The sequence below is a fragment of the Chryseobacterium foetidum genome, from assembly GCF_025457425.1.
Classification (GTDB): Bacteria; Bacteroidota; Bacteroidia; order Flavobacteriales; family Weeksellaceae; genus Chryseobacterium; species Chryseobacterium foetidum.
On sequence record NZ_JAMXIA010000001.1, the window covers coordinates 1,870,123 to 1,891,735 of the forward strand.

Genomic DNA, 21,613 nt, shown 5'->3' on the forward strand with positions numbered 1-21,613 from the left:
CGTTTTTAAACAAAAAGCGTATATTTGTTGTTACAAATTATAACAATGTCAATTTTTTCAGATAACATCAAGGTTTTGAGAGGTAAAAAAATGATCACCCAGCAGGAGTTGGCAGAAACATTAATTATTACCAGATCACGATACGTTTCTTACGAGGACGGTCGTTCTGAGCCGCCGTATGAGGTCTTAATTAAAATTTCCAAATATTTTCACATCAGTATTGATCTGTTGCTTACGGTAGATATCCGAAAATATCCTTTAGAAGAAATGCTGAAACTTCCTGACAACCGTATCGTGCTTCCGGTGGTGGTGGATAAAATTGGAAACGGCAGCATTGAAATTATTCCTCAAAAGGCTTCAATGGGTTACCTGAACGGATACAGCGACCCGGAATATATTGAAAGTCTGCAAAGGATTTCTTTACCGTTTCTGACCAACGGAAAGTACAGGGCTTTTCCTGCCGATGGGGATTCTATGCCTCCTTTTAAAGATGGTTCTTTTATTATTGGAAAGTACGTTGAAAATATTGAAGATTTAAAACCTAACAAAAGTTATATTTTCATCACACTGGACGATGGAATTACCTATAAACGATGCAAGGCTAAAAAAGAAAATTCGATCACGGTAAGTGCCGACAACGATTTTTATGAACCTTATGATATTGATTTGAAAAATATTGTTGAAATCTGGCAGTATGCATCAGGAATTTTCCCTGAAGAATTTGAAGCAGATCATCCTCAGCATTATAACGTGAAAGATCTTTTCATGGAACTGAGAAAAGATATCAAAAATCTTGAAAGTAAAATTGAACAGCAGAAGTAAAACTTCACAAAAAAAGCTTCCAAAAAATTCGGAAGCTCAGTTTATATTCGAAAGAAAATTTTAATAATTATCTTCTTCTCCTTTCATTTTTTCTGCGTTTTCTGCCATAATTACGGCATCGATCATCTCAGAAATATCGCCATTCATATAGGCATCGAGATTGTACATCGATTTACCGATTCTGTGATCTGTAACTCTTCCCTGAGGATAGTTGTACGTTTTAATTTTTGCCGAACGGTCTCCGGTAGAAACCATCGATTTACGCTGTGCAGCAATATCTCCAACAGATTTCTGAACTTCAATATCGTACAATTTGGTACGAAGCATTTCCATTGCCAGCTCACGGTTGGCCAGCTGAGAACGCGCCTGCTGGCAAACCACCACCATTCCTGAAGGCTTGTGTGTCAACTGTACTTTGGTTTCAACCTTATTTACGTTTTGTCCACCTGCTCCACCTGAACGTGAAGTCTGCATTTCGATGTCAGCAGGATTTAATTCAAAATCAATTTCTTCAGCTTCAGGTAAAACCGCAACTGTGATGGCTGAAGTGTGAACTCTACCCTGAGATTCTGTTTCAGGAACACGCTGTACACGGTGAACTCCGGATTCAAATTTCATTATTCCGTAAACGCCGTCGCCTTCAATCTTTAGGATCAATTCTTTATAACCTTTTGCAGCTTCACTGGAGTCTGTAATTTCATGCTTCCAGCCTTTGGTTTTAAAGAACATGGTATAAGCTCTGTAAACGTCCTCCACGAAAATCGCAGCTTCATCACCACCGGTTCCGGCACGAAGTTCCACGATAACGTTTTTGTCGTCTGTAGGATCTTTAGGAATCAAAAGAACTTTTAATTCTTCTTCCAAACCAGGAAGTTTCTGCTGAGCTTCCACTTTTTCTTCTTTAGCCATATCAACAAGGTCTCTGTCTGAACCATCAGCGATGATCTCTTCAGATTCTGCGATATTGTCTAAAGCATTTTTATATTGGTTGTAAACGTGTACTATTTTTCCTAAATCGCTGTATTCTTTATTTAAAGAAGAATATTTTTTCTGATCCGAAATTACGTCTGGCTGTATAATAAGGTCTGCCACCTCATTATATCTCTGTTTTATCGCTTCTAATTTTGGAATTAATGACTTAGACATATTAAAAATTTAGTTTGCAAAGATACGGAATTGACAATGAAGAACAAAAGACCATTTTGAATGAGCTTAAAGTTTGTTGCTAACCACAAAAGTCACAAAAGATTTAGAGAATTTTTTTTATTCATTAAAGTTCAAAAAAGAAATATGCATTTACTCTTAAATGTTATTTTTTAAAAAGCCCTGCCAGCATTTCAAACGCTGGCAGGGCTGATGTGAGGATATTTTTAATAAACTCAATCTTACTTCACAATCATTTTTTCAATAGAAACTCCTGTGTTTGATTTTAAATGAACCAGATAAGTTCCTGAAGGATAATTGGTATTGATTTCCAAAATTCCGTTTTCAGTTTTAAGCTTATAAGAGTCCATTTTTTTACCTGTCAGGTCGTATATTGTGATTTCTCCATTTTTTACTTTGTGATACATCAGTTTTGCCATTTTATTTTTCACCGGATTATCGGCAATCTGAAGCGAAAGTCTGTTTTCTAAATTCTGCTCCGATGTTGACAAAGTTCCCGCTGCACTTCCGTAGATTCTAAATTCACCCGGCTCCAGACTGATTGGTGCTGTTGTAGATGCCACAGTGTAGGAAGAGTTATCCATCAAATTCTGCCACTGACCGACGTATGGGAAGTAAGGAACTACATTTCTCGTTGTAAGTCCGTAGTTTGCCAGCACCACAACGTTTTTCATTCCTGCAACAGTGTTATCCTGAAGATAAATTCGAGTAACCAAACCATCAACATCATTCGTCAAATTGTTTGACTCCACGGTATATGTTTTTGTTTTAAATACAGGATGAATATTTCTTAAATTAATAATCTGCGACCATGTACTGTAAATAGAATTTCTGTTCGGATTGGTATCATAACCCAAAGTGAAGGCTACAGGTTTTTCGTCAGTACGGCAGGCGTTGTTGATGCTTCCGTCCGGACATCTGTTGATGCTGAATTCATAGCCCAGCTCCCCAAACTGCCAGATCATTTTTGGTCCTGGAATGGTAAAGAAAGTTGCTCCAAAGGTTTTCATTCTGTTTAAAGCTGTATTTAAAGTAGTCACATTATAGCCACCGTTGCTCGCGCCATAAGCCAGATTTTTAAACATTAATCTTTCCTCGTCATGACTTTCACCAAATCCTACAGTGTAATTGTTGGTAAAACCGTGCGACTCGTGATCCATACGGTCAAAACTGCTGTTGTCTTTGTAACCCATTGTGTTTTGGTTGTATGGGCCATTTTGGTTGTTCCAAAGCATTACACCTTTACCTTCTGCCACTCTGTAGTTTGCCCACTGCTGCTCTTCGGCGTCAGTCCCAAGGTGCTCGAAAATCATGTAAGAATTGGGATCGATAGCCCATTGCTTGTCTGCATAATATTTCAGAACATCTACTCTGTCCTGCTGATAGGCATTGGTACAGGTTTCATCGTTTTCAGTACAGTTTTGAGTAAATCCTTTGGTTAAATCCCAACGGAAACCATCAACTTTATACTCTGTAAGCCACTGCTGAAGACATCTTTCAACATAATATCTCGTTGCAGCTGTGCTGTGGTTGAAATCATTAAAAACATTGTAAGAATGCTTCGGAACTGTATTAAAATAAGGATTATTGGCAGCAATATCGCCATAACCGTCACCATCAGGATCTACATTCCAAAGTCTTGCCAGCGGATTTCTTCCTGTTGCGTGGTTGAAGGCAACATCAAGAATAACAGCGATTCCCTGCTGATGACAAAGGTCTACGAATTCTTTAAATTTCGCCGGAGTTCCGTACGCTTTATCAATTGCATAATGAAATGATGTGTTGTATCCCCAAGAAAGATTTCCTTCAAATTCCATGATGGGCATCAACTCAATTGCATTGACATTTAAATTTTTTAAATATGAAATTTTATTAATCAGCGACTGCCAGTTTTTCTCTGCCGTGAAGTCTCTCAAAAGCAATTCATAAATGATAAGATTTTCTTTATTCGGTCTTGTGAAATTGGTTACCTGCCATGGATAAGCTGTTTCACCAGTTTTAAACATGGAAACCTCGAATCCTTGACCTGCAGGAAAAGCAGGTAAATTAGGATAGGTTGTTGCTGAAATATACTGATCGTCATAAGACGAAAGAATCTGAGGAGAAAACGGATCTGCCACTTTCTTCAAATCATTGGTTCTGTACTGGAAAGTGTACAGCTGCTGAGGCGTAAGTCCTGACAGCTCAATCCAATATAAATCCGGATTTGTGGTGTCACGCTTCATTAAATAAGTATCATTGACTGCCCAGCTGTTAAAACTTCCGATCACATGAACAAAATTCTTAAACGGAGCATATAAGGCCAGTCCTACTTTTGTCTGGTCTGTAGGGTGATAACTAATTCCCTGCTTCATCCATGTTGGAATTGCCTGCGAAACTACATTTCTCGGAGTCTGAAGAACGAAAGTTCTGTTTTTTATCGTGTTGTTGGCGTCTGTGGCAATCAGTTCCATATCCGCATCGGCAACCATTGTGTAGTTGTAAGAATATGAAGTTGACGCTGAAGAAGTGGAGCTCACAACAACACCGTTAGCCTTTAGCTGATAAGTTGCCGGCGTAGTTGCTGTAGCAGTAATGTTGATGGAACTTCCTGCAGCAACACTGGTAATGCTGTTGGCTGCGGGGCTGGTCATATTTAAAGTCAGAGTACCGACATTTACCAAAACATCTGATGTCTGACTGCTGCCTGTTTTTGTTTTCAAAAGAAAACCGATTCTTCCGATATTGGTTCTGTTGTAAAAAGTTGTTGGCGTGAATGTAAGCGAATAAGAATCTGTTCCCGAATTATAAGCCAAACGGTTTGTTTCATTAGAGTTTCCCCATGTGCCATTAGTCGGGCAATCCTGACTGTTGGCATAGTTCTGATCTAAAGACCAAGTCCAGATGTAAATTGCATTATTCGCAACACCCCATGCTGTCTCGTCAATTTGGTTTCCCGGCACCGTGAGTGTAATCTGCTGTGTTTCATTAAAAGGATTGGGCGAAATCGTGTAGGAAATCTGACCAAAAACATTAGCGATAATCAGCAGAAAAAAGGATATAAATATTTTTTTCATAAAGCTCTATTTTTAGCGAATCTACAATAAATTTTAAAACGAAAATTACTCTCATTAATATTTTATCATTTAGAGAAAATAAAAAGCCCATCCGGAGATGAGCTTCATGTAAAAATTAATGATTAAAACAGTGACTGGTGTTTATTATAAAATTTGTGTTTAGTTTTTGATGATTTTTTTTGAAACTTTCTGCCCGTTTTTAAACTGAACTTCTACGATGTAAATTCCTTTAGAAAAAGAAGTCATGTCAATTTGATTATTTCGCAATTCAACTGGCATTCTATGTCCGACAAGACTTGTTACATATACATTTTGAATTGACGAATCTGTCTTGATATTTAAAATTCCATCAGTCGGATTAGGAAAAATTCCAAATGAAATATTTTTAGAAACATCAGAAACACTTAAAGCTGAATTCGGCTTTAAACATCTTACGGAAGAGCCCTGACCTCTTGGAGCTCCTGCTGAAGGATTTCCGATGGTTGTTCCTATGTATAAATATTTCGCGCCCAAACCTGTGGGAGTTGAACTCCAGAAATACCCTCTCTGACCAACAAACCCAAAAGAACCGTCTGTAAAAGATCTGTTTCCGCCCGCGGGAAGTTTGAGTTTACTTTCATAAGCCGTTGCAGGATTATTGATTCCTTCAGCATTTTTAGCATCAGTCCAGTCGGCTTGTGAGGGCATTTGCCAGTTGGGTCCTATTGCTTTGCAAGGATCTGCCGCGTTTACAGCACTGACAGAATTTGGTGATGCTGTCCATTGATCATTCAGATCATTTCCTCCCCACCACGAACCGAGAATGAAAGACGAGGAATTACTTAGTCCATCAGGAGAATTGGGCGAAGGAACATTGGATGTTGCTGAATTTCTGGTCTGATGGCCATCATCCCATCTTCCCCACTGGAAAAGATCTCCGTACGAATCGGCATCAGAAACTGAAGTCGCCACCTGCGAACTTCCCAAATTCTGCTGAAGCCAGATTTTACCGTCTGCACCTCTTACAGTTGTATAAGTTACGGGTTGCCCTTTATAATTAAATGTTACACATCCCAGGTCGCCTACATTTGTTCCCGGATCTGTATTGTTGCATGAATTGTTTGATGATGTTGATGGAATTGTAATCCGCTTCACTTTTGTATTTCCTTCCGAATACGCCAAAACGAGATAATTATTCGCATTGTCTACAGCCAGATCATTATAAGTTGCCTCACCATCAGAGATAAAATCCCCTCCGAAAGTTGACCACGTATTTGTCGCTGTATTTAATTGATAGACTGTATTTTTCAAAAAGTTATCATTTTCCCAACGGCTTGCCACAACATAAGGTTTCCCTGCTGAAGTTACCGCCAAAGCAACGTGCTGTACTCCGCCTGAAGAAAAATAAGCGTTTCCGACCTGTTCCCATGAGGTTCCGTTAAATTTTTTAACATTAACTTTTCTGGAATTTGATGAGTTTGAAACATAAGCAACATACAGATTATTATTGGCATCAATTGCAATGTCAGAAGTATATTGCTCGCCGGAAGATGCTGCATCTACAATGCTACCACCAACTAAACTCCAGTTGTCTGAAGATGTTGCAGTAGTTGAGTTTTCGTAAACCCGTACTCCGCTTGCCACATTGGCTGTATAGACTTTATTGTTGGTTCCGATTACCATTTCTGCGAAGGCCGCACCGTTTGAAAAGCCGGCATTTCCTACCTGTTCCCATGCTCCGTTCACTAATCTTTTTACCGTTCCTGAACCCAGCGTGCTGTAAGTGAACAAAACCCCTGAAGGAGCAACCGCCGAAGCATGATAATTGATTGTAGAGGTCGCAGCACTTGGTAATTGTGTCCACGAAGTTCCGTTAAAATGACGGACTTCCAGACCGCTTCCCTGATTGGTGTAATAAAGATCGGTTCCTGCTGCGTTGATTGAAAGTGAGTTGTAAGTTGCGTAACTGTTGGTAATTCCTGCGCTTCCTCCAACGTAAGACCACGAAGTTCCGTTAAATTTCTGAACCGAACCTTTTTGAACCGAAACGTCATAATAAGAAAGATAATAATTCCCTGCGATATCAATTACTAAATTATTAAAACTGCTTCCACCCGCAGAAACACTGGCAGATGAACCAACATTTTGCCATTGCTGGGCTTTGACAAAACTATTTCCTGCAAACGATAGCAACAAAGCCGTAAAGCTCAATTTTGATACTGACGAGTATAAACTTCCAAACATAATAATCTTATTTTTATTTATTCTAAATTGACTTAATTTTTCTGCAAATTTAGATTTTGTAAATAAAAAAGACTTATCATTTCCGAAGTTTATGTTATCATACCCTGAAAATATTTTGTTTTAAATTTAAATTATTAAGAATCAGAAATTTAATCTTTTTCTTCGAAGGTAATATTCTTTGAAATTTTGTATTTTCTTTTCTTTTTGTCCGGTTTTCTGTCTTCACCCAAAAGTTTTCCCCACGCCTGAAGGCCTTCCACTCTTTCAAAAATAATCTTTATAATCGCAATTGCAGGAATGCAGAGCAGCATCCCTGAAATTCCCCAAAGATGTTCACCGATAATGATTCCGATAAAAGAAAAGAGTGCATTAATTTTGACTTTTGACCCAACTACAAACGGAAGTACAATATTCCCGTCTATCGCATGAATAATAATGTAGCCAATTGCCGTGTAAACACAGTCTGAAACTGTACCTGTAGCAAATGCGATAAAGCATGAAATTATAAGAGAGATGCAAATTCCGATGTATGGGATTACATTTAAAAGTCCTGTAAGGACACCAAGAAGGATCGCATATTTTACCCCAAGAATACTGAGCAAAGTTGTTGTAAGTACAGATACAATTATGATCTGAATAAACAACCCGATGATATACTGCTTGGTCATTACTCTTACTTCAAAAACCGCATCCATCACACTGCTCTGGTGCTTTTCATTAAAAACACTGATGATAAAACGGTTTAAAAGTCTTCTGTAATTCAATATAAAAATGAAAAACAGGATAAAGAAAGCTAAAAAGCCAAGCCCGCTGGAGAAAATTCCGAATGTAAAGCCTAAAATCAGTCCTGATGACGACAGTATTTTGCCCACACCCTGATCGATATAATCAAACTGCTCCTTGATTTTCACATTGAAAGTTCTCGAAACCCATTGCTGCAAATCTTCAAAAACATTGGTAAACTGAGCCCTCAACTTGGGAATATCATTGGTGAAGCCTGCAATCTGTGTCGAAAAGAAATAAATGAGTCCCGCCAGAAAAATCATCAGTAAAAAAACCGACGCCAAAGTGGAAAACGACCTTGGAAATCTCAGCCTTCTTTCCAAAAAAGTAGCAAACGGTAAAAAAAGCATCGCCATGAGGAATGCCAGAAAAAACGGAGCCAGAATGCTCTGCCCAAGACAGATAAGATAGCCAATTCCGATGATTGAAATGACTGCAAGTGCAAGTTTCTGCAGAAAAGGAAGTCGAAGTAGATTCATTTGGAAAGTTGTGTTTAAAATAAGGGAACACGCTGAGGCATAAACAAAAAACACGCCTTTCAGCGTGCCTGATGTAATTTAAATTATGTTTTAATTTTAAAACCAAATCTCAACTGCCTGCGTTTTGCGTAAGGGATAGAAGCGGCATCCTTTTGTGAGGAGGAACGACGAGCAAAAGATATAGCTGATAGCCCGACCCGCTTGCATGTTGCGTTGGGGAACGCTGGCAGGGTTCAAAACCCTGCCAGCGTTGAGCGTTGGCCATGCAAAGGGATACGCCCAAAATTTTATTACAAAAAACTTTGGCTATTTTTCCAATGCAATATCGATGACCTCCTCCATTCTGTTGACATAATGCACTTTCATGTTTTTGATGTAATCCTGTTTTATTTCGTTCACATCTTTGCGGTTGGCTTCGCAGAGAATCACTTCCCTGATTCCCGCTCTGGTTGCTGCGAGAAGTTTTTCTTTAATACCACCCACCGGAAGTACTTTTCCACGAAGTGTAATTTCTCCGGTCATAGCAAGGTGAGGCCGAAGTTTTTTATTGGTAAACGAAGAAATCATCGACGAAAGCATTGCAATTCCCGCAGACGGACCGTCTTTTGGCGTGGCACCTTCCGGAACGTGTACGTGAACGTTTTTCTTTTCTATTAAATCTTCATCAATTCCCAGTTCTTCATGTTTTGCTTTGATATATTCCAATGCAATGGTCGCAGATTCTTTCATTACTGTTCCCAGATTTCCGGTCATGGTCAACGTACCTTTTCCGTTGCTGAGAATACTTTCAATGAAAAGGATGTCTCCGCCAACGCTCGTCCACGCCAAACCTGTTACAACTCCCGGCGAATCTGTGATTTCAGAAATATTTTTAGGTCTTGGAACACCCAAAATCTCATCCACTTTATCAATGGAAATTTTGGGGTCATATTCTTTCACAAGAGCAGTCTGCAAAGCTACCCAACGGGCAATTCCTGCAATTCTTTTTTCCAAAGAACGCACGCCGCTTTCTGAGGTATGAGCTTCTACAATATGCTTCAGTTCGGCATTTCCGAGTTTGAATGATTTTCCATCCAAACCATTTTCGTCCTGTTGTTTTTTTATCAAATGTCTTTTGGCGATCTCAATTTTCTCTTCTAAAGTATAGCCGGCAATCTGAATGATCTCAGTTCTGTCTAAAAGCGGCGTCTGAATGGTTGACAGTGAATTTGCCGTTGCGATGAACATCACTTTAGACAAATCATAACCCAACTCAAGGAAATTGTCGTAGAAAGAATTGTTCTGTTCTGGGTCTAAAACTTCAAGCAAGGCCGAGCTAGGATCGCCGTGAAGACCTTGTGCAATTTTATCCATTTCATCCAAAACGATCACCGGATTTGAAGTTCCTGCCTTTTTGATAGACTGAAGAATTCTCCCAGCCATCGCACCGATGTAGGTTTTTCTGTGACCTCTGATTTCGCTCTCATCGTGAAGTCCGCCCAAAGAAAGGCGTACATATTTTCTGCCTAAAGCATCTGCAATCGACTTTCCTAACGAAGTTTTACCAACTCCCGGAGGTCCGACTAACAAAAGAATCGGCGATTTCATATTGTTTTTAAGTTTCAGAACCGCCATGTGTTCTAAAATTCTTTTCTTAATATCTTCAAGACCAAAGTGGGCTTTGTCTAAAATTTTCTCAGCTTTCGCGATATCGAAAACGTCTTTGGTGTAGCTTTCCCACGGAAGTTCTACGAAAAAATCAAGATAATTTCTCTGAACATTATAGTCAGGCGAATTTGGATTCTGCCTTTGAAGCCTTGAAATTTCTTTTTGAAAATGCTCCTCAACTTCAGGACTCCACTTTTTGTCGTTAGCCTTTTTTAAAAGTTCTTCAACATCACTTTCAGGCCCGCCGCCCAGTTCATCCTGGATAGTTCTGATCTGCTGATTCAGAAAGTACTCTCTCTGTTGTTTATCCAAATCTTTCGAAGTTTTCTGATGAATCTGATTTCTGAGCTCCAGTTTTCTGAAGTCTTCATGCATCATCTCGTAGCACTTTTTTGCACGTTCCGACAGGCTTTTCTCCTCAAGAAGTTTCTGTTTTTCTTCAGACCTGAAACTTGCATTGGTACATACAAAATTCAGAAGATCTTCATTGTTGCTGATGTTTTTTATTGCAAAATTGGCAGCGTTGGGAATATTTGGATCCAGCTCAATAATTTTAAGGGCTAAGTCTTTAATATTTTCAAGTAAAGCCTCATACTCTTCTTTATTTTTTGGTTTTGAATCCTTTAATTTGCTAACTTCAGCTTTAAAATAAGGCTGAGATTCCACAAAATTTTTAATTTTAAACCTGTGAAAACCTTTTGTAATTGCTGTGATATTACCTTCAGGAAGCTTGATGATTTTGATAATCTTCGCCAAAGTTCCCGTTGTATAAAGATCTTTTTCTACTGGCTGCTCAATATCTGAATGTTTTTGGCTTAAAATCCCTATCAGTTCGCCATTTTTCTGAGCTTCTTCCAATAGTTGAATAGAGTTTTTTCTACCTGCAGTAATCGGAATAACCACTTGCGGAAACATCACCATATTTCTAACAGGAAGAATAGGAAAAACCTTCTGCTCTGCATTTTTTTCTGTTTCGGAAAAGTCTGAAACATTGATTCCTTCAGTTACAATATCGAAACTTCCACCTAAGATTTCGTCAAAATCTATTTCTTCAAATTCTGTCATAGTATTTTCAATGACAATTTGTCATTATAATTTATTTGTTAATCGCAGGAATCTGAGAAAAGCTTTTGTCAAAAGCCTTGAGATTCCAGAAAGTTTAAATGGTCAATTGATATGCCATTTGATTTTAATTAAAAAATGTGGTCAAAATTTCCTTTTTACATAAAATTAAATTTAAAAACCTAAAAAAGCAACTTAGATTATGCTAATTTCTTAAAAATGTGTATTTTCGCAGACTATATAAAACTATATTATAAAATGGCAATTTTAGGACAGATTAGGAGTAAACCTTGGCTATTGATGGGGATTATTGCACTTGCACTTTTAGCATTTTTAGTAAACCCAGAAAGCATCGAGAAGGTTTTTGGTAAAAATCCTGATGTTTTAGGAAAGGTTAATGGCGAGAAAATAACCCGTGAAGAGTTTAATGACCAGCTATTTGTATTGCAGGAGCAGGCAAAAAATCAGGGTCAGCCACAAAACGGTCTTGAAGAGCAGGCTTGGCAACTATTGGTACAGTCTAAACTGATCAAGCAACAATTTGAAAAAATGGGATTTGAAATGACAGATGATCTTTTCTGGAATCAACTTCAGTATGATCAAATGTTTTCTCAAAACCAACAGCTTTTTGACGAAAAAGGAAACTTTAAACTTCAGGAGCTGAAAAAAGAAATTGAAACGCTTCAGAATACGAATCCTCAAGGGTACAGCCAATGGCTGAAAACCAGAAAATCTATTGAATACAGAATCATGGCAAGACAGGTATTTGCCAATATTTCCACAGGACTTACAACCGGAAAAAAAGAGGCTGAAGAACTGATGAGACAGAGAGATCAGTTGGCTGATATTGATTTCGTAAAAGTAGATTACACTTCTTATCTTGCAAAAAATAAGATTAAAGTTACTACTGAAGATTTAAAAAACTATATCGATCAGCATTCTGTAATGTTCAAAACTGAACCTAGCAGAAATCTTGGCGTGGTATATTTCCCTGCAAAACCAAGTGCTGCCGATGACGCTGCTGCATTAAAAGAAATCAACAGACTGTACACAGGAACTGAAAGCGGTGAAAACTTCACCAATACAGCAAGTGATTCTCTGTTTGTTTTGGCTAATTCTGATGTGCCTTTCAATAATCAGTATGTTCAGGCAAATCAGGTTCCACAAGCTCTTCAAGGCAAAGTTGAGACCGCTGCAATCGGGCAGGCTTTCGGGCCTTACAAAGAACAGGATCTTTATGTAGTTTCTAAAGTTTTAGATAAAAAACCTTCAGATTCTACCCTTTCTAAGCACATCTTAATTGCTTACAAAGGTGCTGAAAGATCTACTGCAACAAGAACTAAGGAAGCTGCAAAGAAAATTGCAGACAGCTTACTTGCAGCAATTAAAGGTAACCCTGCAAAATTTGCAGAAGGTCTTAAATTATCAGACGAACCAAATGCAGTAGAAAGAAACGGTAGCGTGGGCTGGACTACACCTCAAAGCCAATTTGCTCCTGGATATTTAAGCTTCCTTGCAAATAATGCGAAAGGCTCTACAGGTCTTGCAGAAACAGAATTTGGTTATCACATCATCAATGTTGAAGACAAAAAAGCGGGAACAATGGGCTATAAAATTGCTCACCTGGTAAAAGCTATAAAGCCATCGGACGCTACAGAAAATACAATTGATAAAAACTCAAGAAGATTTATTCAGCAGGTTGAAGGGAAATCTTTCAATGATTTTGTAAATATTGCTAAAAAAGGAAATTTTCAGTATACCAACGCTGCACAAGCCAAAAGATTTGACGGACAGATTCAAGGTTTAGGGACAGAGGCAGATTCTGAAATTCTTAAATGGGCATTTGATAAGAAAAGAGAAAAAGGAGATACTGAGCTATTTCCTGTAGAAGGAACCGGCGATAAAATTGTAGTTTACCTAAACGGAAAACAGGAAAAAGGTCTTGCTGATCCTGAATCTGTGAGAAGCCAGATCGAAACAATAGTTAAGAACAAATTGGCTGCTAAAAAGATTGCTGAGAAAATCGGTAAAGCATCAAGTCTTGATCAAGTCGCTAAAATGTTTGCTACAACAAAACAGTCTGCTCAGGTAAATATTCTTCAGCCTTCAGTGGCAGGAGCTATGGAGCCTAAAGTTGCCGGTGCTGCTTTCGGAATTCAGAAAGGTAAAGTTTCAAATCCTATCGAAGGAGGAACTGGAGTTTACGTTTTGGTGAAAAAATCTGAGACCGTAAACAAGCAGGGAGGTGATCTAAAACAGTTTACAGAATCTATCACTCAGAGAAATGCCGGTATGTTCGGACAGGCTTGGATGAAGAGCTTACAGGACAATGCAGACATCGATGATTACAGAATCGAGATCTGGGATAAGTTGGGATCGCAACAACAATAAAAATTAATTTTATCATAATATTGAAAGCGGCAAAGTTTTTGTCGCTTTCTTTGTACTTAACACCGAGCAATAGTTTAATACACTCAAAATGTATTATATTTGCTCATTAGAAAAAATTTAAAAAGTGAAATTCAGCAAAGAATTAAAAGCCGGTCTCATTGCGTTATTGGCTATAGTCAGTTTTGTGTTTTTATTCCAGTTTATGAAGGGCAAAAGCCTTTTTACAACGGATAATATTTTTTACGCTAAATACGAAAATGTAGAAGGTCTTACGCAGTCTGCGCCCGTTTCTATTAATGGTCTGAAGGTTGGTCAGGTTGATAAAATCATTCCTATTACCGGTAAAGACGGACAAATCAGTTTTGTTGTAAAAGTTACCGTAGACGACGAGTTTGAATTTTCAAAAAATTCCAGTATTGAAATTTTTGAACCAGGTTTGATGTCTGGTAAGGAAATGAAACTGAACCTTAAATATGGTGGTGCTACAGCTAAAGACGGCGATACTTTACAGGGAGCTTACAAACTTGGAATGCTGAACAGTCTTTCTTCTCAGGTTGGGCCGGTAAAAGATCAGTTACAGACCGTGCTTCACCGAGTTGATTCTTTGATGATGAATGCCAATCAGGTGATGAATGCTCAAAACAGAGAAGAAATCAAAGTTTTACTTCACAACTTAAACAGAACTGTAGGCGCTTTAGAAAACACAGCAGGAAGCGTGAACAAATTAGTTGGAAACAATGATCCTAAACTTCAGAGGGTTTTGGATGAGGCAAGCCTTACAATGCAGAGCGGTAAAACAACTTTAGACAAATACGGAAATCTTGCTGAAAGCATCGACACGCAAAAACTAAATGCCACGATTGCAAATCTTGACGCAACGGTAGGCCAATTAAATAAAGTAATCGGAGGTATTGACCGTGGAGAAGGAAGTTTAGGTAAGATCATGAAAGACGAGCAGCTTTACAACAACCTTAATACTGCATCCACGAATCTGAATGCTCTTCTTGAAGACTTTAAAGCCAATCCTAAGAGATATGTAAACTTCTCAGTGTTTGGTAAAAACGCAAATAAAGAATAACTTTTAACCTTCTTTGGTATGCAATATATCGACAATATCCTATTTGTGATTTTATTGGTTGCGGGATTTGGTCTTTTCGCAAAAAGTCTACAAAAAATTTACAGAAACATCCAACTCGGGAGAGCAATCAACCGCAGTGACAGAAAAGCCGAGCGATGGGAGACCATGGCTCGTGTTGCCTTAGGGCAGAGCAGAATGGTGAAGCGCCCTATATCCGGGATTCTTCACATTTTCGTTTATGTAGGTTTCGTAATCATCAATATCGAAGTTCTTGAAATTATTATTGATGGGGTTTTTGGTACGCACAGGTATTTAGCAACGCTGTTTGGCTCTACTTTTTACTCTGTTTTCACAGCAATTTTAGAGGTACTTGCTGTTTTGGTAGTTCTTGGCGTAACAGTTTTCTTTATCAGAAGAAATTTTTACGGTGTTAAAAGACTGACGATGAAAGAACTTTTCGGATGGCCGAAAAATGACGCCAACTGGATTCTGATTATTGAATTTGTCTTAATGGTTGCATTTTTCACGATGAACGGTGCAGATTATTATGCAGATCAACTGGCTCCTTCTCAACATCTAGCGGGAAGCTTTCCTATCTCAAGATATCTGTTTCCGTTTTTTGAAAATTTTAGCCTCGAAACTTTACATCTTACAGAAAGAATTGCGTGGTGGTTTCACTTCATCGGAATTCTTTTCTTTGCCAACTATCTTTATTATTCAAAACACTTACATATCATTTTAGCCTTTCCAAGCACCTGGTATGCAAATCTTGATCTTTATGGAAAGTTTAATAATTTAGATTCCGTCACAAAAGAAATCAAATTAATGATGGATCCGAATGCTGATCCTTACGCAGCTCCGGCTGAAGGCGTAGAAGAAGCTCCCTCGAAATTTGGTGCAGAAGATGTTTTTGATTTAAATCAGGTTCAGCTTTTGAACGCCTATTCCTGTACAGAATGCGGAAGATGTACTTCGGTTTGTCCGGCAAATATTACGGGTAAAAAATTATCTCCAAGGTTAATTTTAATGAAAACGAGAGACCGTCTGGAAGAAGTGGGAAGAAACATCGATAAAAACGGTAAGTTTGAAGACGATGGCAAAAAACTGCTGAACGACTACATCACGAAGGAAGAACTTTGGGCTTGTACAACTTGTAATGCCTGTACACAGGCTTGTCCGGTACTTTTAGATCCGCTATCTATCATTTTTGAAATGAGAAGATTTTTGGTAATGGAACAGTCTGCTGCTCCACAGGAATTAAATCTGATGATGACCAACGTTGAAAACAATGCAGCTCCTTGGCAGTACAATCAGGCGGACAGACTAAATTGGGCAAAAGACTAATTAGATAATTTAATTAATTTGGAAATTTGAAAATCCGACGTTCAGTTTATTTTCAAATTCTCAAATTGGCACATTTTCAAATTGAATAAAATGGATTTCACTATAAAAACAATGGCCGATTACGCAATGGAAGGCAAATCTCCGGAAGTTCTCTTCTGGGTAGGATGTGCCGGAAGTTTTGACGACAGAGCCAAAAAAATAACTAGAGCATTCTGCAAAATTTTAAATAATATCGGCGTTGAATTTGCCGTTCTCGGTCAGGAAGAAAGCTGTACTGGCGATCCTGCAAAACGTGCCGGAAACGAATTCGTTTTCCAGATGATGGCGTTAACGAATATCGAAGTTTTAAATGCTTACGAAGTAAAAAAAATCGTAACGGCTTGCCCGCACTGTTTTAATACTTTAAAAAACGAATATCCTGCCTTAGGCGGAAATTACGAGGTAATTCACCACACTCAATTCCTTAAAAGCCTTATGGAAGAAGGCCGTCTGAAAATTGAAGGCGGAAAATTTAAAGGTAAAAAAATCACTTTCCACGATCCATGCTATCTCGGAAGAGCCAACGGCGAATACGAAGCTCCAAGAATTCTCCTCGAAAAGCTGGATGCCGAACTGGTAGAAATGAAGCGTTGCAAAACCAATGGTCTTTGTTGCGGTGCCGGTGGTGCACAGATGTTCAAAGAACCTGAAAAAGGAAATAAAGACGTCAACATTGAGCGTACTGAAGAAGCGCTTTCTACAGAACCGAAAGTCATTGCTACAGGCTGCCCTTTCTGCAATACGATGATGACCGATGGCGTGAAGCATTTCAACAAAAACACCGAAGTAGAAGTAAAAGATATTGTAGAACTTTTGGCGGAGGCTGAGGATCTGTAATAAAATAATTAATTTTACAAAAATTTTATCATGAAAATTGGTGACAGAGCAAAAGTAGATCCTAAATTCACAGGTCTTGAGACTTGGGTAGAAGGAACTGTGATAGACACTGAAAAAAATCCTTTCAAAGGAATTGTCATTGCAATAAAGGATGCTTTAGGTCGATTTTTTTTGGTGAAGAAAAATTTTTTAAGCTTCTGAAATAGATGTTTGCTATTGCTTTTGATATGACAATTGGTGATCTAAAAGAGAATTTTGGCGATCCATACAATAATGCGTATTATGAAATTGGCAGAATTTTACGCAAATATGACTTTCACAGCACTCAGGGAAGTGTCTACCTTACTCAAAATGAAGATATGTCAAAATTGCTTCGTGCAATGGTCTGATTTTACAACATTTATGAAAGAGTAATCAAACTATTTTTCTGTAAGCATATAAGATTTAAACTGTTAATTTGGAGGAAACAAAATCATTCGAAAATCTGAAATCTCAGTGGAAATTTTCTTTCCTCATCACACTTATTCTGATGCTTGTCTTAAGCATCTGGAACTTCAAAAACAGAATGTACGACTGGGATATGCCTGGCTACATGGGTTGTTTTTACACCATTTTGGAGCCTGATAAACCTAAAGAAATTCATGCAAGAATTTATCAGGAAATTAAAAAGGAAGCTCCCAAAAAAGAATATCTTGATATTATTGGAGTGGACTTTTATGATGAAACCCGTCAATGGTTTGCAAAAGAAACCCAGTCCTTTTCTGAGCAACTACCTTATTTTCAAATAAAAGTTGGATACAATCTGACGCTGCTGGCATTGTACAAAATTGGTTTTACGGGACCAATGTCTGTCACAATTCTAAGCATCATTTCTTATTTTATTTCCGGAATTCTCATGTTCTTTGTTTTAAAAACAATCTTTCCGGGAAATCCGTGGCTAAGTGTTTTGCTTTCTGTCGGCATTTGTTTACTCGATCCGATGACACACATGGCACAAATCTCAACGCCGGATATGTTTATTTTTCAGTTTATGATGCTGTTTATGATTGCTTTTCTACGAAAATGGAATCAGTGGACGATGTTTTTAATTCAATTTTCGATTGTCATTGTAAGGCCGGATTACATCACATTTTCACTTACGTTTTACGCAACCCAGTTTATTTTTGAATATATTTCTTCAAAAAAACTGAATTATTTGATTGTTGTTCAATCGGTTTTTTTAATTATTATTTATGTTTCCATACTCCATTATTACAACTATCCTGGTTGGAAAGCCCTGTTCTACGATACATTTATCTACAGACGTCCTTTTATCAGTAAGCAGCCAGCGGAATTCACAATGTCTGAATATTTTAATTTTCTGCTTTCAAAACTGCTCTTTTTCAAGAAAGTAACTGTCTCATGTATTGCAATGATGATCGGCATTTTTTGTTTTACGAAAGATAAGTACACACGATTATTTGCAATTTGTTTTGCTATTAACATATACATAAAGTTTGTCTTATTCCCACAGTCGGCGGCTATCAGATTTTTCTTTCCGTTTATTGCGCTTCTTCTGATGACTTTTTTCTATAGTTTAAGTAAAAGATTTCCTAATCTTAAAATCGGGAAAATTGCTTAATTTTACATTTTAAAAATCTATTTAAATCAAAATTGCTGATTTTGTTTTACAGATAAATATAAGCCTATGAAAATTGAAGAATCTGATATTGTAGAAGCCAACGACTACAGAGTCATTATCTATCCTGCATCAAGACCTTTTGCAACCGTTGAAGCAAAGAAAATCACAGAAAAACTGTACGATTTTCTCGCAACTTGGGCTGCTCACGGCAAACCGCTTTCGTCTTCATTTAAAATCGAAAAAAATCAGTTTATTGTGATTTGTGTAGATGAGGAAAAAGAAATGGCGTCCGGCTGCAGCATTGATGCACTTGGGAAAATCATGCGTGAAATTGACGATGAATATCAGCTGGGACTATTCGACAGAATGAAAGCCAGTTTCGTAGAAAACGGCGAAGTGAAAACTTTAAAACTGATCGATTTCAAATCAAAAGTGAGAAGCGGAGAAATCTCTAAAGACATTGATGTTTTCGACTTTTCAAAAAATACGTACCTCGAGTTTTTAGGAAATTTCCTTCTGCCTTTCGAGAGAAGCTGGGCTTCAGTAATTAAATAATTTTCAATTAAATATTTCAAATTTCCTTTGCGGTTTCCAATTTATTTTGAGACTTCAGAGGAAATTTTGTTATTTTGATAGTTCTAAATGCAAAAAGTGCTTTTTTTAACAACAGCGCATCATCCGAAAGATGACCGCATCTATTATCATCAGGCAAAATCGCTTGCTGAAAACGGCTTTGAAGTTAAGGTCACGAGCCTCTGCGAAAATTTAATTGAAATAATAGATACAATTCAAATTGAATCCTTTTCTATTCTAAATCATTCGTCTAAAGATAAGATTGAAGCCTTTTTTAAAGTCTGCAAATCCTTTCAGCCCGATACAATTATTTGTTCAGAACCGCTGGCAGTTTTTGCAGCAAACAAATTTCAAAAAATCAAAAAAACTTCTGTCATTTACGACGTTACAGAATGGTATCCTGCTATGTCGATGCTCAGCCCCATTGCTTATCCTGCTAAATTTTTTTACGCTCTGAAATTTTATCTGATCAATCTTTACGCGGGATTTTTAAGCTCAGATTTTATCTTCGGTGAAGAAACCAAGAAATTTCCTTTAGCTTACTTTTTCCCGTTCAAAAGAAACCTCACGCTTCCCTACTATCCGGATCCTGAGTTTGTTTTTTCAAATATTAACAGTTTAAAACCAAACGAAATTACACTTTGTTACACCGGACAGATTTCTAAGGATAAAGGAATTGGTAACTTTTTTAAAGCGATTGATTGGGTTAGAAAAAAAAATTCAGAGGTCAACATCAAAATACTCATCATCGGATCTGCAAGAAATGAAGAAGATAAAATGTATTTTGAAAAACTATTATCTGAATTTGAGTTTGAAGATATCAAAATAAAACAGCCGACAACATTTGAAAGATTCACAGAAAGCTTTGCCGAAGCTGACCTTTGTTTTGACCTGCGTGAACTGAATTTTGAAAACAATCACTCTCTTCCCATAAAACTTTTTTACTACATCGGAGCCGGAAAACCTGTCATTTATTCAAATTTAAAAGGTATTCGGCAGCACATGGACGTATCAGACTTTGGTTTTTTAGTTAAGCCTGATGATTCTGAAAAAATTGCAGATATCATTTTAAATTATATCAAAAATCCTGAACTTTATCACAATAACGCACAAAAAGCATCGGAAGTTTTTAGAGAAAAATACAACTGGAATGTGATCAAGGATTCTTTCATTCAATTTATAAAAACCGGCGAAAACTAAAATGCTCACAATTCTCAAAACTTTTGTGTCCCGCTTTCTTATTCTCATTTTGAGTTTCGGGCTGGTCATTTTTTCCACACAGTTTTGGGGGAGCGAAGGCAAAGGAACCATCTCGATTGTGATTGCCAACGCCGCAATTGTAAGTTTTTTCAGCAGCATTTTTGCGGGTAGCAGCACCTCTTATTTCGCATCAAAGTTTAAGACCGAACAGATTTTAATTTACTCTTATTTGTGGTCTGTTTTAACGGGAATTACTGTACCGCTTCTGTTTTCTTTCTCGGAAATACAGTCAACATACATTTTTCATTTGATTGGAATTTCAGTATTTTCCGCATTTTTATCCGTCAATGTCAACGTTTTTATTGGGATGCGTAATCTCAAAATGTTCAACATTTACACGGTTTTACAGCAACTTCTACACGTCATTTTTTTATTTGGATTTATTTTTATTTTAAATTTAAAAGCCGTTTCAAGCTATTTTACGGCACAGATTTTTTGTCTTGCCACTTTATTTTCACTCAGTTTTTTTCAGATTATTAAAAAATGTAAAACTTCAAATTTTAAATTTTCATCTGAGGTTTTCAAAAATATGTTCGATTATGGCTGGAAAAACCAACTCAGTGCATTGATTCAGTTTCTGAACTACAGACTTTCATTTTATTTCCTTGAACATTACGATGGAATTTCTGCGGTCGGAATTTTTTCTGTTGGGATTACCTTTGCTGAAGCCATCTGGACGATTACCCGTAGCATTGCTGTCGTCTTGTATTCGGAAGTAATTAACAGCAAAAGCAAGGCAGAATCTATTCTAAAAACAAAGCATTCACTAAAACTTTCGTTCAGCCTGATGTTGATTTTTCTTTTAGGTATCATTGTTATTCCAGGTTCAGTTTATGAACTTATTTTCGGCAGCGCCTTCCGTGGAACTAAAGAAATTATACTGATTTTATCGCCAGGAATTTTCGCCATTGCGGTCAGTGATATGGTTGGCTACTATTTTTCAGGAATTAAAGAACTGAAAATACTAAACATCAAATCAATAGCAGGTTTAATTGTAACTGTCATCTTATCAATTATCCTCATTCCAAAATATGGAATTTATGGAGCCGGAATTTCAACGGTTGCTTCCTATTGCCTTTCAGCATTGATTTTATTCTATCATTTTTACCGTTCGACGACATTTAATTTTAAAGATTTCTTGATTTCAAAAACAGACTTTGATGAAATTAAATTTAAATTTCTGAAAAAGTAAAATCTCTTTAGAACCTGCACTTTTCTTATTTTTACATCACAA

At 37.4% G+C, this 21,613-nt stretch carries 15 protein-coding genes; 10 read left to right on the plus strand and 5 right to left on the minus strand.

Going from position 1 to position 21,613, the window contains the following annotated elements; genetic code table 11:
- Window positions 1–45: 45 nt before the first annotated feature.
- Window positions 46–822, plus strand: coding sequence for an XRE family transcriptional regulator (locus NG809_RS08780; RefSeq protein ID WP_262149851.1), 777 nt, complete (start codon window positions 46–48; stop codon window positions 820–822).
- A gap of 60 nt (window positions 823–882) precedes the next feature.
- Here NG809_RS08780 and prfA read toward each other — a convergent pair whose 3' ends face one another.
- The 5 genes from prfA to lon all read right to left on the minus strand — a co-directional run bounded on the left by prfA (window position 883) and on the right by lon (window position 11,239).
- Window positions 883–1,968 carry a peptide chain release factor 1 gene (gene prfA, locus NG809_RS08785; RefSeq protein WP_262149853.1) on the minus strand — a complete coding sequence of 362 codons (1,086 nt, stop codon included), beginning with the start codon at window positions 1,966–1,968 and terminating at the stop codon, window positions 883–885.
- Window positions 1,969–2,207: 239 nt separating this feature from the next.
- The gene (locus NG809_RS08790; protein ID WP_262149855.1) at window positions 2,208–5,042 is read right to left on the minus strand and encodes an alpha-amylase family glycosyl hydrolase; all 2,835 of its coding nucleotides are present in this window, start codon (window positions 5,040–5,042) and stop codon (window positions 2,208–2,210) included.
- A gap of 159 nt (window positions 5,043–5,201) precedes the next feature.
- Window positions 5,202–7,265, minus strand: a complete 2,064-nt coding sequence (locus tag NG809_RS08795; protein WP_262149857.1) for a T9SS type A sorting domain-containing protein — start codon at window positions 7,263–7,265, stop codon at window positions 5,202–5,204.
- Between the two features lie 149 nt (window positions 7,266–7,414).
- Entirely contained in the window at window positions 7,415–8,527 is a 1,113-nt protein-coding gene (locus NG809_RS08800; RefSeq protein ID WP_262149858.1) for an AI-2E family transporter, read from the minus strand.
- Window positions 8,528–8,833: 306 nt separating this feature from the next.
- On the minus strand, window positions 8,834–11,239 hold the full coding sequence (gene lon / locus NG809_RS08805; protein ID WP_262149859.1) for an endopeptidase La: 2,406 nt from the start codon (window positions 11,237–11,239) through the stop codon (window positions 8,834–8,836).
- A gap of 255 nt (window positions 11,240–11,494) precedes the next feature.
- On the opposite strand from lon, the gene NG809_RS08810 reads away from it, so the two are divergent.
- The 9 genes from NG809_RS08810 (at window position 11,495) to NG809_RS08850 (ending at window position 21,571) form a co-directional block, all read left to right on the plus strand.
- Window positions 11,495–13,627 carry a SurA N-terminal domain-containing protein gene (locus tag NG809_RS08810; protein ID WP_262149860.1) on the plus strand — a complete coding sequence of 711 codons (2,133 nt, stop codon included), beginning with the start codon at window positions 11,495–11,497 and terminating at the stop codon, window positions 13,625–13,627.
- Window positions 13,628–13,751: 124 nt separating this feature from the next.
- Window positions 13,752–14,705, plus strand: coding sequence for an MlaD family protein (locus NG809_RS08815; RefSeq protein ID WP_262149861.1), 954 nt, complete (start codon window positions 13,752–13,754; stop codon window positions 14,703–14,705).
- 18 nt (window positions 14,706–14,723) lie between these two features.
- Window positions 14,724–16,049: a 4Fe-4S dicluster domain-containing protein gene (locus tag NG809_RS08820; protein ID WP_262149862.1), complete on the plus strand. Its 1,326-nt coding sequence runs from the start codon at window positions 14,724–14,726 to the stop codon at window positions 16,047–16,049.
- Between the two features lie 90 nt (window positions 16,050–16,139).
- Window positions 16,140–16,925 (plus strand): (Fe-S)-binding protein, encoded by a 786-nt coding sequence (locus NG809_RS08825; protein WP_262149863.1) that lies wholly within the window; start codon window positions 16,140–16,142, stop codon window positions 16,923–16,925.
- A 30-nt stretch (window positions 16,926–16,955) separates the two neighbouring features.
- Window positions 16,956–17,126, plus strand: a complete 171-nt coding sequence (locus NG809_RS08830) for a hypothetical protein (protein ID WP_262149865.1) — start codon at window positions 16,956–16,958, stop codon at window positions 17,124–17,126.
- Between the two features lie 256 nt (window positions 17,127–17,382).
- A complete protein-coding gene (locus NG809_RS08835; protein WP_262149867.1) occupies window positions 17,383–18,546 on the plus strand; it encodes a hypothetical protein in 1,164 nt (387 codons plus the stop codon).
- A 66-nt stretch (window positions 18,547–18,612) separates the two neighbouring features.
- Window positions 18,613–19,101 (plus strand): hypothetical protein, encoded by a 489-nt coding sequence (locus NG809_RS08840; protein WP_262149868.1) that lies wholly within the window; start codon window positions 18,613–18,615, stop codon window positions 19,099–19,101.
- 87 nt (window positions 19,102–19,188) lie between these two features.
- Window positions 19,189–20,319: a glycosyltransferase gene (locus tag NG809_RS08845; protein ID WP_262149870.1), complete on the plus strand. Its 1,131-nt coding sequence runs from the start codon at window positions 19,189–19,191 to the stop codon at window positions 20,317–20,319.
- A 1-nt stretch (window position 20,320) separates the two neighbouring features.
- On the plus strand, window positions 20,321–21,571 hold the full coding sequence (locus NG809_RS08850; protein WP_262149872.1) for an MATE family efflux transporter: 1,251 nt from the start codon (window positions 20,321–20,323) through the stop codon (window positions 21,569–21,571).
- Window positions 21,572–21,613 lie beyond the last annotated feature (42 nt).

What these genes read in the sequence shown, in the direction of transcription:
- NG809_RS08780 (WP_262149851.1), top strand. Translation starts at nt 46, where the DNA reads ATGTCAATTTTTTCAGATAACATCAAGGTTTTGAGAGGTAAAAAAATG.
- NG809_RS08840 (WP_262149868.1), top strand. Translation starts at nt 18,613, where the DNA reads ATGAAAATTGAAGAATCTGATATTGTAGAAGCCAACGACTACAGAGTC.
- NG809_RS08830 (WP_262149865.1), top strand. Translation starts at nt 16,956, where the DNA reads ATGAAAATTGGTGACAGAGCAAAAGTAGATCCTAAATTCACAGGTCTT.
- NG809_RS08845 (WP_262149870.1), top strand. Translation starts at nt 19,189, where the DNA reads ATGCAAAAAGTGCTTTTTTTAACAACAGCGCATCATCCGAAAGATGAC.
- NG809_RS08810 (WP_262149860.1), top strand. Translation starts at nt 11,495, where the DNA reads ATGGCAATTTTAGGACAGATTAGGAGTAAACCTTGGCTATTGATGGGG.
- NG809_RS08825 (WP_262149863.1), top strand. Translation starts at nt 16,140, where the DNA reads ATGGATTTCACTATAAAAACAATGGCCGATTACGCAATGGAAGGCAAA.
- lon (WP_262149859.1), bottom strand. Translation starts at nt 11,239, where the DNA reads ATGACAGAATTTGAAGAAATAGATTTTGACGAAATCTTAGGTGGAAGT.
- NG809_RS08850 (WP_262149872.1), top strand. Translation starts at nt 20,321, where the DNA reads ATGCTCACAATTCTCAAAACTTTTGTGTCCCGCTTTCTTATTCTCATT.
- NG809_RS08800 (WP_262149858.1), bottom strand. Translation starts at nt 8,527, where the DNA reads ATGAATCTACTTCGACTTCCTTTTCTGCAGAAACTTGCACTTGCAGTC.
- NG809_RS08795 (WP_262149857.1), bottom strand. Translation starts at nt 7,265, where the DNA reads ATGTTTGGAAGTTTATACTCGTCAGTATCAAAATTGAGCTTTACGGCT.
- prfA (WP_262149853.1), bottom strand. Translation starts at nt 1,968, where the DNA reads ATGTCTAAGTCATTAATTCCAAAATTAGAAGCGATAAAACAGAGATAT.
- NG809_RS08820 (WP_262149862.1), top strand. Translation starts at nt 14,724, where the DNA reads ATGCAATATATCGACAATATCCTATTTGTGATTTTATTGGTTGCGGGA.
- NG809_RS08790 (WP_262149855.1), bottom strand. Translation starts at nt 5,042, where the DNA reads ATGAAAAAAATATTTATATCCTTTTTTCTGCTGATTATCGCTAATGTT.